13 protein-coding genes are annotated in these 12,877 nt (G+C 70.9%); 5 read left to right on the top strand and 8 right to left on the bottom strand.

The window, feature by feature from the left end:
- The first annotated feature begins 41 nt into the window (after window positions 1–41).
- Genes GXY85_10775 through GXY85_10765 form a run of 3 tightly spaced genes read left to right on the top strand, consistent with a single transcriptional unit; the run spans window position 42 to window position 3,044 of the window.
- Window positions 42–1,085: a hypothetical protein gene (locus GXY85_10775; protein NLW51303.1), complete on the top strand. Its 1,044-nt coding sequence runs from the start codon at window positions 42–44 to the stop codon at window positions 1,083–1,085.
- Window positions 1,086–1,120: 35 nt separating this feature from the next.
- Window positions 1,121–2,194 carry a MoxR family ATPase gene (locus GXY85_10770; protein NLW51302.1) on the top strand — a complete coding sequence of 358 codons (1,074 nt, stop codon included), beginning with the start codon at window positions 1,121–1,123 and terminating at the stop codon, window positions 2,192–2,194.
- Window positions 2,151–3,044: a DUF58 domain-containing protein gene (locus GXY85_10765; GenBank protein ID NLW51301.1), complete on the top strand. Its 894-nt coding sequence runs from the start codon at window positions 2,151–2,153 to the stop codon at window positions 3,042–3,044. The genes GXY85_10770 and GXY85_10765 overlap by 44 nt, the downstream gene beginning before the upstream one ends.
- Before the next feature lie 79 nt (window positions 3,045–3,123).
- On the opposite strand, the gene rpsU is transcribed toward GXY85_10765, so the two are convergent.
- The 4 genes from rpsU to sppA form a co-directional block, all read right to left on the bottom strand.
- A complete protein-coding gene (rpsU, locus tag GXY85_10760; protein ID NLW51300.1) occupies window positions 3,124–3,318 on the bottom strand; it encodes a 30S ribosomal protein S21 in 195 nt (64 codons plus the stop codon).
- A 162-nt stretch (window positions 3,319–3,480) separates the two neighbouring features.
- The gene (locus tag GXY85_10755; protein NLW51299.1) at window positions 3,481–4,425 is read right to left on the bottom strand and encodes a Zn-dependent exopeptidase M28; all 945 of its coding nucleotides are present in this window, start codon (window positions 4,423–4,425) and stop codon (window positions 3,481–3,483) included.
- A 21-nt stretch (window positions 4,426–4,446) separates the two neighbouring features.
- A complete protein-coding gene (locus GXY85_10750; GenBank protein NLW51298.1) occupies window positions 4,447–5,916 on the bottom strand; it encodes a cysteine--tRNA ligase in 1,470 nt (489 codons plus the stop codon).
- A 44-nt stretch (window positions 5,917–5,960) separates the two neighbouring features.
- Entirely contained in the window at window positions 5,961–7,055 is a 1,095-nt protein-coding gene (gene sppA / locus GXY85_10745; protein NLW51297.1) for a signal peptide peptidase SppA, read from the bottom strand.
- A 272-nt stretch (window positions 7,056–7,327) separates the two neighbouring features.
- Here sppA and GXY85_10740 point away from each other — a divergent pair, with 272 nt between their 5' ends.
- Window positions 7,328–7,786: a sulfite exporter TauE/SafE family protein gene (locus tag GXY85_10740; GenBank protein ID NLW51296.1), complete on the top strand. Its 459-nt coding sequence runs from the start codon at window positions 7,328–7,330 to the stop codon at window positions 7,784–7,786.
- Window positions 7,787–7,791: 5 nt separating this feature from the next.
- Window positions 7,792–8,457, top strand: coding sequence for a lysophospholipid acyltransferase family protein (locus GXY85_10735; GenBank protein ID NLW51295.1), 666 nt, complete (start codon window positions 7,792–7,794; stop codon window positions 8,455–8,457).
- 10 nt (window positions 8,458–8,467) lie between these two features.
- Here GXY85_10735 and GXY85_10730 read toward each other — a convergent pair whose 3' ends face one another.
- The 4 genes from GXY85_10730 to GXY85_10715 form a co-directional block, all read right to left on the bottom strand.
- Window positions 8,468–9,346 (bottom strand): dihydroorotate dehydrogenase electron transfer subunit, encoded by an 879-nt coding sequence (locus GXY85_10730; protein NLW51294.1) that lies wholly within the window; start codon window positions 9,344–9,346, stop codon window positions 8,468–8,470.
- Window positions 9,347–9,348: 2 nt separating this feature from the next.
- Complete coding sequence (locus GXY85_10725) at window positions 9,349–10,308, bottom strand: dihydroorotate dehydrogenase (GenBank protein NLW51293.1); 960 nt, start codon at window positions 10,306–10,308, stop codon at window positions 9,349–9,351.
- A gap of 170 nt (window positions 10,309–10,478) precedes the next feature.
- A complete protein-coding gene (locus GXY85_10720) occupies window positions 10,479–11,441 on the bottom strand; it encodes a hypothetical protein (GenBank protein ID NLW51292.1) in 963 nt (320 codons plus the stop codon).
- A 234-nt stretch (window positions 11,442–11,675) separates the two neighbouring features.
- Window positions 11,676–12,530 (bottom strand): DUF72 domain-containing protein, encoded by an 855-nt coding sequence (locus tag GXY85_10715; protein ID NLW51291.1) that lies wholly within the window; start codon window positions 12,528–12,530, stop codon window positions 11,676–11,678.
- Window positions 12,531–12,877: the final 347 nt, after the last annotated feature.

Here is a 12,877-nt window from a genome sequence, read left to right as displayed (position 1 = left end):
ATGCTACAATACGCGCAGGAGACTCGAACCGGGAGCGGCGAGTGCAACGCGGAGGCTCGATCTGTGCGGTCCTGGCGGCCCTGTGCGCGGCCGGGATCGCGTGGGCGGCGGGCCCGTCGGGCCCGCGCGACCTGCCGCCGGATGCCGAGCGGGCCATCCGGGCGGGGGTGGGCTTCCTGATCGGCACGCAGGCGGCCGACGGGAGCTGGCTGAGCGACGGAGCATCGGGCCGCTACCCGGTGGCCATCACGTCGTTGTGCGGGCTCGCCCTGCTGTCGAACGGAAGCACCTGCGCGGGCGGGCCGCACGCGGCGGCCGTGCGCGCGGCCGTCGAATACGTGCTCAGGAACAGCGACGCGGAGACGGGCCTGATCGGCGAGCAGGACCCCGGGCGGCCGATGTTCGGGCACGGGTTCGCCATGCTCTTCCTGGCCGAGGTGTACGGGTCGACGGGCCAGGGGGCGCTGGAGCGGCGCGTGCGCGACACGCTTACCGGCGCGATCGCGCTGACGGCACGCAGCCAGAGCGCGGTCGGAGGGTGGTACTACACACCGGACTCCACGCTGGACGAGGGGGCGGTGACCGTCACGCAGATGCAGGGGCTCCGCGCCTGTGCGAACGCGGGCCTGCCGGTGCCGGCGGAGACGGTCGCGCGGGCGCTCGGCTACATCCGGCTCTCGGCGCGCCCGGACGGCGGCATCGCGTACCGGGCGCACGAGAGCGAGGACAGCCGGGCGGGCGTGACGTGCGCGGCCCTGGCGGTGCTGCTCGCCGGCGGCCTCTACGAGGACCCTCTGATCGACGGCGCGCTCGCGTATGCCCGCCGCAACGTGCCGTCGGCGGGGCGCACGCCGGCCGGCGGCACGCACTTCTTCTACTCCCACATGTACCTGTCGCAGGTGATGTACTTTCGCGGCGGCCCGCAGTGGCGCGACTACTTCGCGGGCATCCGCACGTGGCTGGTCGGCGCACAGGCCGCCGACGGCAGCTGGCAGGGCGAGTACATCGGGCGGGCCTACGGCACGGCCGCGGCCCTGCTCATACTGCAACTCCCCTACAACCACCTGCCCGTTCTCCAGAGGTGAGACCGCCTTCCCGCAACCAGAAGGGAGACCCGACGATGCCTCAAGCGGCGCACGCCCCGCTCTGCGGCGATGACCACGACTCCGTCCGGAAGCTGCAGACGGCCTACGAGAGGATCCGCGCGGCCGTCTCCGGCGTCGTTGTCGGACAGGACGACGTGATCGAGCAGATGGTCACGTGCGTCCTGGCCTCCGGCCATGCCATCCTGGAGGGCGTGCCGGGGCTGGCCAAGACGCTGATGGTCCGCACGCTGGCCGACTGCCTGTCGCTGAGCTTCCGCCGCATCCAGTTCACTCCGGACCTGATGCCGGGCGACATCACGGGCACGGAGGTCATCGAGGAGAACCGATCGACCGGCGGCCGCGAGACGCGCTTCCTGCAGGGGCCGATCTTCGCCAACGTCGTGCTGGCCGACGAGATCAACCGGACGCCTCCGAAGACGCAGGCCGCGCTGCTGGAAGCGATGCAGGAGCGGCAGGTCACGGCGGGCGGTCGCCGCTTCGAGCTGCCCGCGCCGTTCGTCGTGCTGGCCACGCAGAACCCCATCGAGCAGGAGGGCACGTACCCGCTGCCGGAGGCCCAGCAGGACCGGTTCATGTTCAAGATCCTGGTGCCCTACCCGTCCTGGGACGAGGAGTTCGCCGTGATGCGCGGGACGGGCGCGCGGGCGCCCCGGCCGGAACCGGTGCTCGACGCCCGCGAGATACTGGAGCTGCAGGATCTGGTCGCGCGCGTGCCGGTCGCCGACTACGTGGTCCACTACGCCATGCGCCTGGCGCGCGCCACGCGGGTCGGCCACGACGAGACGCCGGCGTTCATCGCCGAATGGGTGCGCTGGGGCGTCGGGCCGCGCGCCTGCCAGCAGATGATCCAGGCGGCGCGTGCGCGCGCGCTGCTGCGCGGCCGGCCGTATGCCGGCGCGGAGGATATCGACGCGGTGGCGGCGCCGATCATGCGCCATCGGCTCGTAACCACGTTCACGGCCGCCAGCGAAGGGGTCACGCCGGACGACGTCGTCGCCCGGCTGATCGAGCACACGCCGGCCCACGACGGGGATCTCTCGCACGATGAGCAGGTACAGCAGGTACTTCGACCCCGCGACGCTCGGTAGCCTGTCCGGCCTGAAGGTTCGGGCGCGGCACATCGTGGAGGGCTACCTGACCGGCCTGCACCGGAGCCCTCTGCACGGACGCAGCGTCGAGTTCGCCGAGCACCGCCCCTACACGCCCGGCCACGAGCTGCGCCACGTGGACTGGCGGCTGTGGGCACGCACGGACCGCTTCTACGTCAAGCTCTACGAAGAGGAGACGAACGTCCGCGCCCACTTCCTTGTGGACGCCAGCGCGTCGATGGGCTACGCGTCCGGGGACTGCACCAAGTACGCCTGCGGGGCCGTACTCGCCTCGTCGCTGGCCTGCCTGCTGCTGATGCAGCAGGACGCCGTGGGGCTGGCGCTGTTCGACACGGAGATGCGCGCGCAGATGCCGCCGTCGGCCAACCCGGCGGCGCTGTCCGTGTTCTGCCGGCTGCTGGAAGAGACCGCGCCCGGCCGCCCCACGCAACTGGCCGACGTGGCGCACGCCGCGGCGGACCGGCTGGCCCGGCGGGGCCTCGTGGTGCTCGTCAGCGACCTGCTGGCGCCCCTGCCCGACGTGGTCTCGGCCCTGCGCCGTCTGCGCTACGACGGGCACTCGGTGGTGGTCGTGCACGTGGTCGATCCGGCGGAGCGGGACTTCCCGTTCGACGGCCCCGTGCGCTTCGAGGACATGGAGGGCTCCGGCGGCATCCCGGCCGAGGCGCGGCAGGTCCGGGCGGCCTACCTCGACTCGTTCCGGCGGTTCCGGCAGTCGGTGGAGGCGAGGTGCCTGCAGGAGGGCGTCGACTACGTGCCGGCCGACTCCGACCAGCCCCCCGCCGCCGTGCTCGGCCGGCTCCTGACCTCCCGCCCGGGCGGGTACTGACGGCCGCGCCCGGCCGTACACAAGACGAGCGGCCCGCCGTCAATCGCACACGGCAGGCCGCTCGCTGCATCTGCTCGCGTCAACGCGCCGCACGCTGGGCCTTGCGGATGTTCTTGAGCCGTTCGTTCTTCTCCCGACGACGCTGAACGGACGGCTTCTCGAATCGTGCCACGCGCTTGCTTCGGTTCACGATGCCTTCGCGATCGCACAACTTCTTGAAACGCCGCAGAGCGTCCTTCACGGACTCCCGCGGCTGCACCAGTATCTTAGCCATATCGAGCGAGTTCACCCCCCCTCCATCGGTCGCTTGGGGACGCACGGAATCGTCCGGATCACATGTTCAAGCACACATTCGCCTCATTCTAACCCGTGACGGGGCATTGTGCAAGTGTGGTACGGAATTCGCTGCGTCGGCCGCGCGCCCCGCGGGGCCCGCTCACACGCGCGGCGCGCCCCGGCGGTCCAGGTGCAGGACCGTCGCCGCCGTCACCTGGACCAGCCGCCGCACGCTGTCCACGTCCACGTGCTCGGGCACGTCGTCCTCGCGATGGTAGTACGGATAGACGCCCGCCCCGTTTCCCCCGTGGAAGACGGCGGAGGCATAGCCGGCGTTGACGAACGAGCCGTCGTCGTCGCCCGGCCGGTCGCGCCTGGCCACGTACTGCGTCAGGCCGATGCCGTAGCGCTCGTTCATCTCCACGATGAGGTCGGCCAGCCACCGGCTTTCGTCGCACGTGTAGCGGATGCCGTTCGACTTCTCGTCGGCCTGCGCCTGCGCCTCGGACCGCGCGCCGAACCCGTCGCAGTTGAGCACCGCGATCAGGTCGTCGCCGCGCGCCCGGCACCCCCGGGCGGCGGCGACGCTCGTCCACGGCGTGTGCTCCTCGTTGCAGAACAGCAGCCGGAGGGAGCGCTCCGGCTCGTAGTCGGCGAGCACCCGCGCCAGCTCCAGCAGCCCGGCGGTGCCGCCGGCGTTGTCGTGCGCGCCGGGCGAGTCGACCCAGCTCTGCGAGTCCTTGTGCGCGCAGAGCTGGATGATCTCGTCCGGGTGCCGCCGCCCCTGCCTGCGCGCCCACAGGTTGTAGGCCGTGTACCACGGGTCGTCCGGCGCGGGCGGCGAGTACTGCTGTGCCTTCGGCTTGGAGGCGTCGCAGCGGAACGCCTGCACCTGCACGCCCTCGGCGTCCACGCTCCAACCGGCCGCCTCCAGCTCGCGCCGGAGGAAGTCGTCGGCCTCGTAGAGCGTGCACTTCTCGTGCCCGGGCACCGTGTAGTTCAGCTTCCGGAACGGCAGCGGGTCCTTCGCCAGGTAGAAGACGTCATGGCGGATGCGGTCCGCGTCCACACGATCCGTACGGCGGCGCGTCTCGTCGGCGTCCATCGGCGGCTCCTGCTCGGTTGTCTATTTCCACTGCCACGCGGCCCCGTCGGGCCCGTCCTTCACCTCGACGCCCAGTTCGCCGAGCCGGTCGCGGATCCGGTCGGCCAGCTCGAACTGCTTTGCCTTGCGGAGTTCCTCGCGCACGTCGAGCATCGCCTCGATCAGCCCCGCCTCGATGCCGGCGCTGGCGCCCTGCGCCGTCTCGGCGGTGACGATCCCGAGCACCTGCCCGCCGAGTTCGTCGTAGAGCGCGTCCATCGCCTGCAGGGCGGCCTGCGGCATGTCGGGCTGCTCGTCCAGGAGCCGGTTCGCCTCGCGCGTGAACGTGCTCAGCACGCCGAGCGCGCCGGCGGTGTTGAAGTCGTTGTCCATCTCGGCGAGGAACTTCGTCCTCGTGTCCTCGACGAGCGCGGCGACCTCGTCGGGCACGTCGCCCTGGCCGGCTCCGCCCGTCATGCGGCGCACGCGCGCCACCGTGGTCTCGATCCGTTCCAGGCCCTTCTCGGCTGCGTCGAGCGCCTCGACGGAGATGTCCATCGGGCTCCGGTAATGGCTGGTGAGGATGAAGTAGCGCAGCACCATCGGCCGGACCGGCTTGCCGAGCGGCGAGTCGCCGGAGAACGCGTCCTTGATCGTGATGTAGTTGCCGAGGCTCTTGCTCATCTTCTGGCCGTTCACGGTGACCATGCCGTTGTGCAGCCAGTAGCGCGCGAACGGCCGGCCGGTGGCGGCCTCGGACTGCGCGACTTCATCCTCGTGGTGCGGGAAGATGTTGTCGAGCCCGCCGCCGTGGATGTCCACCGTCTCGCCGAGGTACTTCATGGACATGGCGGAGCATTCCGCGTGCCAGCCGGGGAAGCCCTCGCCCCAGGGGCTGGACCAGCGCATGATGTGGGCGGGCTCGGCGCGCTTCCAGATCGCGAAGTCGGCCGGGCGGCGCTTCTCCTCCCGCTCCTCGACGCGCACGGCTTCGGTGACGTCCTGCGCGCTGCGTCCGCTCAGCCTGCCGTACTCGGGGAAGCTGGACACGTCGAAGTAGACGCTGCCGTCCACCTCGTAGGCGTGCCCCCGGTCCAGGAGAGTCCGGACGAGCTTGATCTGCTCCGGCACGTGGCCGCTGGCGCGCGGGCTGATGTCCGGGCGCTGGACGTTCAGCGCGTCCATGTCCTCGAAGTAGCTGCGCGTGAACTCCTCCACGACCTCCATCGGCTGGAGGCCGGTCTCCCGCGCCTTCTTGAGCACGCGGTCCTCGCCTACGTCCTCCAGCAGGTGGCCGACATCCGTGATGTTCTGCACGTAGCGCACACGGCAGTCGGGGAAGCGGTGGCGCAGGTAGCGCACGACCACGTCGAAGCTGATGTAGCTCTTCGCGTGACCGAGGTGGCTGTGGCCGTACACGGTGGGCCCGCAGACGTAGACGCCCACGAACCCCTCGTGCAGCGGCTTGAACTCCTGGAGTTCACGGCCCAGGCTGTTGTAGACCTTCAGCATGCTGTGTCTCCGGAATCTGACGGCGCGCGCGGCCGTCCGGGGGCCTACGGCGACCCGAACGTCGCCTGCGGACACCACAGGTACATCGGCCGGGGAGCGGCCAGGACGCCCGGCAGCGCGCTCAGCCCGACCGGCTGGCTCTCGGCGCCCGCCAGCAGCGTCTCCACCAGGGAGCGCATGCGCACGTAGCGCACCACCTCGTAGTCGTCGACGTTGGCCAGTTCGGCCGCGGCGCGAATCGCATCGTCCTCGTAGCCGAGCCCGTCGATCAGGCCGTGCATGAACGCCTGGCTGCTGGTGTAGATGCGCCCGTCGGCCAGTTCGCGCACCCGCTCCGGCGTCATCCCGCGGCCGGTGGCGACGACCTCCACGAACCGCTCATACATGTCCTGCACGACCGACTGGAAGATGCGGGCCTCCTCCTGCCACTCCTCTTCGGTCTTCGCGGCCAGAACCGAGCCCATGTCCTTGAACCGGCCGCTCTTGATCGTACGGTCGGAGACGCCGACCGTTTCCAGCAGGCCGGAGGCGTTGACCATGGGCATGACGACCCCGATGCTGCCCGTGAGCGTCGTGCGGTGCGCCAGGATGCGGTCCGCCGCGCAACTGATGTAGTAGCCGCCCGAGGCCGCCACGTCGTGCATGCAGGCCACGACCGGAACGCCCGTGCGGCCCCGGTAGTCGCGGATCTGCTTGTACATCACGTCGCAGGCCGTGATCGCCCCGCCCGGACTGTCCACTTCCAGCAGCACGGCGGCGACCTTCGGATCGGCCTCGGCGGACTCCAGCATCGTCTTCAGCGTCTCGACGGGGTCCCGGAGCGCCATCGAGCCGGCCCCGCGCATGAGCACGCCGTGCACGGGCACGATGACCACCTTCCGCGCACCCGCCCGGCCGGACAGGGGCACCTCCTCGATCCGCAGGCCGCCGGACACGCCCTGAGCGCCGGCCCCCACCAGCGCCACCGCCAGCAGCAGCACAAAGGCCACGAGGCACAGGACGCCCATGCAGGCGCCCGCCACGGCGATCACAAGGCACCCCGTGCCAAAGCTGCGGCGGCGCCTCTGCGGCGCCGGCAGGGGGGCCGGCGCGGCACCGGCGGCGGTGTTCAACGGCGCATCTGCGTGCGGCTCGGTCATTCGGCATCTCCGGGTCGGAAGGAGGCGCACAGGCGCCATGCCCCACCATTCTCGGGGCTGTGGGCCGCTCAGTCAAGCTCGGGCGGCCGCAGTGCCCCGTCCAGACAAGCCCTTGTGTCTGTGTCCGTCCGTGTCCGTCTGTGTTCGTCCGTGTGTCCGTGTGTACTCCACCGCCCGGCCGTTCGGATTGACACACCGCCCGGGGTGCCCTATCTTGGACGGGGTTGCGCCGCCCGCATGCGGCGGTCACTTCTCTCCGGGAGACGTCCCCGATGTGGACTTACGTGGCGTACTGTGTGGTCGGCCTGACGACGGGTTTCGCAAGCGCCCTTCTGGGAATCGGCGGCGGCATCGTCATGGTGCCGATGCTGCTCCTGCTGTTCCATCTGCCGGCCAAGGCGGCGGCGTCGACGTCCCTGGCCTATATCGTACCCGTGGCCCTGACCGGCACCCTGCTCCAGTGGCGGCGCGGTGAGGACATCCGGTGGATCCTCGTGCTGATGGCGCTGCCGGCCGGCATCATCGGCGCGCAACTGGGCACGGTGACCAAGTCGCATATCTCCAACACCCAACTGAAGGTCATCTTCGGCCTCCTGATGGTCGTTGTGGGCGTCCGGCTCAGCCTGGGCGGCTGGCGCGAGATGCGGAACGCCGCCCCGCCCGACGTGCCGGCGATCAACGTTCCCGCCCAGAGCGGCGACACCGGCCCCGGCGGCGAGGATGCCGCCTGAACCCCATGCCCATCCTGCAACAGAACGTCGGGTTCCGTCTGGTCGGCCGTCTCGGCAGCCTGGCGGTGCGCACGTTCGACGCCACGTGGCGCACGGAATCCACCGGCCCGCCGGGGGTGGAGCAGGCGTTCCGTTCGGGCTCCCGCCTGGCCATCGCCGCCTTCTGGCACCGGCAGATCCCCGGCATGCTGGGGCACTTCCGCAACAGCCGCGTCTGTGTGCCGGTCAGCGAGCATCGCGACGGCGAGTACGTGGCCCAAGTCATGCGGCACTACGGCATCGCCACGGTGCGCGGCTCGTCCTCCCGCGGCGGGGCCCGGCTGCTGCGCGACATGATGGCGATGGTCGAGCAGGGCTACAGCCCGGTGCTGACGCCGGACGGCCCGCGCGGGCCGCGGTTCTCCGTCCAGCCGGGCATCTGGATGCTGGCGCGGCGCACGGGCATGCCCGTCTACCCGGTCGGAGTGGCCGTGCGGGAGGCGTGGACGGCGCGCAGTTGGGACGCCTTCGTGATTCCGAAGCCGTTCACGCGCATCATCGTCCGCTTCGGGCCGGCGCTGCACGTGGCCGACTACCCGGACCGGCACGCGTTCTGCACGGCGCTGCGCCGGGCGATGTTCGAGGAGACGGCGGCCGCCTGGCGCGTGCTGGGGACGGACGCCCCGCTCTGACCGGCCCCCGCTACGAGGGCGCCGCCTGCGACCCGGACGGGCAACTGTCCAGAACGATGATGCGGCCTGCCTTGTCGCGCCGCCGGCGCCCGAAGGACGGCATCTCGGCCAGTTCCTCGGTGGTGAAGACGGGGCCTTCGACGCAGACGCGCCGCCCGTCGCACTCGCACTGCCCGCAGACGCCGATGCCGCACTTCATGTAGCGCTCCATGCAGACCTGGCACGGCACGCCCGCCTCGCGGCAGAGCGTCGCCACGCCGACCATCATCGCCTCCGGCCCGCACGTGTAGACGGCGTCCAGCGCACCGGCGCGCAACTGCGCGGCCAGCCATTCGGTGGGGAAGCCCCGGCAGCCCTCCGTCCCGTCGTCCGTGAAAACGACCTGCCCGTCGAGCGCCGGCAGGCGCAGCACGACGCCGGCGGTGCGGGAGCCTTGGACGACGGCCGCCTGCGGCAGGAGTTCCCGCATCGGCGCCACCACGCCCGTGCCGCAGCCGCCGCCGATCAGGGCGACGCGCCCGCCGTCCCCATGGTCCTGCAGGCCCCAGAACCCCCGGCCGAACGGCCCGCGCAGCCCCACCCGTTCGCCCGGGCGCAGGGCGCCCATCGCCGTCGAGAACGGGCCCCGCTGCTGCACGGTCAGGCCGACTCGTTCGGCGTCCAGGCTGCTCACGGCGTAGGGCTTCTCGTCCAGGCCCGGCAGCCAGACCATGAAGAACCGGCCCGGCACGAACGCCGCCAGCTCCAGGCCCATCGCCGCCGCCTCGGCCTCGTCGGCCCGGGCCAGGTACACCGTCACCATCTCGTCGTTCTCGCGGCACACCTCGACGACGCGGAGCATGACGGGCAGCGCCGGGCGCACGCCGGCGGGGGGACGTTCGTCGGGCATGGTCACACGGGCTCCTTGTGATGGCGCAGGGCGGCGCCGCAGACCTCGGCCGTCGAGCCGATCCCCAGGCGCGCGCACAGGTCCGCCAGTTCGCGGGCGATCGTGCCGAACACGCCGAGGCCCCGCTGGTAGACGGCCGTGCCGACCGCCACGGCCGAGGCGCCCGCCATGATCATCTCCAGCGCATCGCGCCCGGCGGCCACGCCGCCCACGCCGATGATGGGCACCTCCAGGTCGACCTCGCGCAAGGCGACGGCCACGTCGAAGACGCAACGGACGGCGACGGGCCTGAGCGCCGGGCCCGAGACGCCGCCGACGCCGAAGCCCAGCACGGGCCGCCGCGCCTCGACGTTGATGACCATGCCCGGCCCGAGCGTGTTGACCGCCGAGATGCCGTCCGCCCCGCCCTCCAGCGCGGCCACGGCCAGGTCGCCGATGGCCGGCACGTTCGGCGAGAGCTTGACGAAGACCGGCCGGTCGGTCGTGTTGCGCACGGCGCGGGCGATCCGTTCGGTCGCCTCGGGCGTGCCGTGGCCGGCCAGCGTGCCGTATCCCGGCGTGTGCGGGCACGAGAGCGGAACCTCCAGCCCCGCGAACCCACAGCCCATCAGCCGCTCGGCCACGCGCGCGAACTCGTCGGCGTCCTGCCCGACGGCGCTGGCGAACACGGGGATGGGCAGGTCGCCCACGCCTTCGAACTCCCGCACGGCGTCCTCCACGCCCTGGTTGGCGTAGCCCACCGCGTTCAGCATGCCGGCTTCGTAGGCGATGACGGTCGGGTTCCTGTGCCCCTCGCGCGGCTCCAGGCTCACCGACTTGATGATGGCCGCCCCCGCCCCCGCCGCGGCCACGCGGGCGATCAGGTCGCGGGACACGCCCAGGACGCCGCTGGCCAGGATGACGGGATTGCGCAGACGGATGCCGCACAGGTCCACGGGAATCTCGGGCGTCGCCGGGGTCATGCGCCTGCAGGCCTTCCTGAGTCTGGGGGGAACGCACCCATTATAGACGGCCCGGCCGGCACCGGCAATCGGAGGAGAGGAAGCCGCGCACCCCTGTGCGTACGTCGCCCGACGGCGGCGCCCCCGGGGGGGGCCCGCCGTCGGGCTCACATCGGCCACGGCCGCGCCCGCTACGGCCCGATCTGCTTGGCGGACATCTTCAGGGCCTCCACTTCGCCGTCCGGATCGCCGACGTCGTCGGCGGAGATGCCCGAGCCCTTCATCTTGACCTTGCCGGGCTTGCCCCTGACGGACACCAGCACGACGGAGCCGCCCGCGGCGATATCGGAATCATCGGCCACCTCGGCAACCAGCAGGAAGCCGGCGCCATAGGCGGCCCGGAGGTTCACACCTTCCTCGACGATGTGAATGTTCACGGTCCCGGGATTCACCTTCGTGACCACCCAGGTCCCGTTCTCCTTGGCCTTGCCCTTCCATCCGGACCCCGGTTCATAGATTGTGGCGTTCATCTTGCCGGAGTACGTGCCGAGGATGTCGTCGATGGAGAGAGGGCCCTTGGCAGCCAGCGCGAGCGCGTCGGCACCCAGCAGCAGGTCGCCCTCCGGCTCGTCCCCCTCGTCGTCTTCGGGGTCGGGCTCCGGGCCGGCCAGGACGGCAACAACGGGGCCTCCACGCAGCATCTTTCCGGAGAACGAGTCGTATTCGTAGTAGTCGTCCCACAGGCCGCTGTAGCCGGACTCCCCCTTCATCTTAACCTTGCCCGGCTTGCCGGAGAACACGGCGTAGCCGATGTCCATCTCTGTGGACGGACTGGTGGACGGATCGCCGAACACCTCGATCATGATGCCGTTCTCGTACCAGCCGTAGAACTCCCAGTCCCACTCAGGAATGTAGACGTACACCTCGTTCGGGCCGTCCGCCTCGACCAGCCAGGTGATGTCCTCCTTGTACTTTTCCACATAGCCATCGGTGAAGTCATACCATGCCCCCTTGGCCTTCACCTGGTAGACGCCCTCGATCTCGTCGATGGTCGGCGGAGCCTTGGCCGCCAGGGCCGCATCCGCGCAGCAGACGGCGGCCAGAAGGACTCCCAGAAGCAGCACACCTCGCCCGCGAAGACGCTTCGCCGACATGACGCACACCTCCTTGAAATGAAGCTGACTCAGCCACCCTCCGCCGACCAGCCCGCACGTCCCCACACCTCTCTGCGGGTCTGAACGGAACGGCCGGCGTGCCCATGGCCCCCCCCGGGGGAATGCCGTGGGGAACACCACCGGGAGGCTACCACGGGGCGGGTGGCATGTCAATACTGATTCGACGCATCCGGCACTTCTGATCCCTCTCCCATCCCCCGCCGACAGCGGCGGTCACGGGATGCCGTAGAGTTCGCCGACCCGGCCGGGCGGCGGGTCCGTCTCGTGGCCGAACCGCTGGAGCACCTGGAGCCCCGCCGCGACGGCCTGGCCGCGGTAATGGTTGTTGGCGATGACGAACAGCCGTTCGACGCGGTCGGCAAGCTCCCGGAGCGCCGCCTCGACCTGGTCCAGCTCGGCGGGCTTGTAGAGGTAGTCGTAGCGCTGGTCGCGGCCCGCGCCTTCGGCGAACCACGTCTCGACGTTGCGGCCGTGCAGCCTCAGGTAGCCGACCGGGCCGAAGGCGATGGACGTCAGCGGTAGGTTGCTCGGGAACGCCGGCTGGTCGATGTTGCAGAACCCGACGCCCAGCGACTCGACGGCGCGCAGGGCCTGGTCCTGCAGCCAGCCCCGGTGGCGCACCTCGAGCACGAGCGGCAGGTCGCCGAACTCGCCCACGAGCCGTTTCAGGTGCTCCTCGCTGCGCGCGCCGTAGCGGAACGACCACGGGAACTGCATCAGCAGCGCCCCGAGGCGTCCGGCCTCCCGCAGCGGCTCGATGCCGTCGTGGAACGCGCGCACCTCGTCGTCGGTCCATGCGCCGTCGCGCTCGTGGGTGAAGCGCTGCCAGAGCTTGGCGGTGTAGAGGAAGCCCGGCCGCCCGTCGACGTCCCCCACCCAGCGGGCGCAGTGGGCGGCGCTCGGCGGCCGGTAGAACGTGTTGTTCAGCTCGATGGTGTTGAACCACCGGCTGAGATACTGCGGCGGCCGGAACCCGCGCGGCTTCGGCTGCGGGTAGACGATCCCCTCCCAGTCCTTGTAGGACCATCCGGCCGGTCCGACGTACAACTCGGCATTCCCCGCCCTCATCGGCGAAACCTCTCCCGTGACCCATTGAAGCTACCACAGATGTCAACCACGACGACAACCTGCTCCGCCCCTGATTACGTTCGCCGTTTGGGGCGGATGATCCAGAGCCCAATCAGCCGCGCACGCCCTGCCTGCGCGACGTTTGCGGTCCCTCGATCTACCGGAAAAGGGCATACGTCCCCCCCGCAACGGCAAACGTCCCCCCCGCAACGGCGTACGGCCCCGGAGCGGGACGCTCCGGGCACCGCCGGCGGGACGCCGGCGCTACGCTTGCTCTTGCGAGCATCGTCGCGTTTGTCTGCGGTCATATGCGCGTGCCTCGTAGCGCCGGCCTCCGGCCGGCTGGG

It is taken from the genome of Candidatus Brocadiaceae bacterium, from assembly GCA_012728835.1.
Taxonomy (GTDB): domain Bacteria; phylum Planctomycetota; class Brocadiia; order SM23-32; family SM23-32; genus JAAYEJ01.
This window is presented reverse-complemented; position numbering and strand designations above follow the sequence as displayed.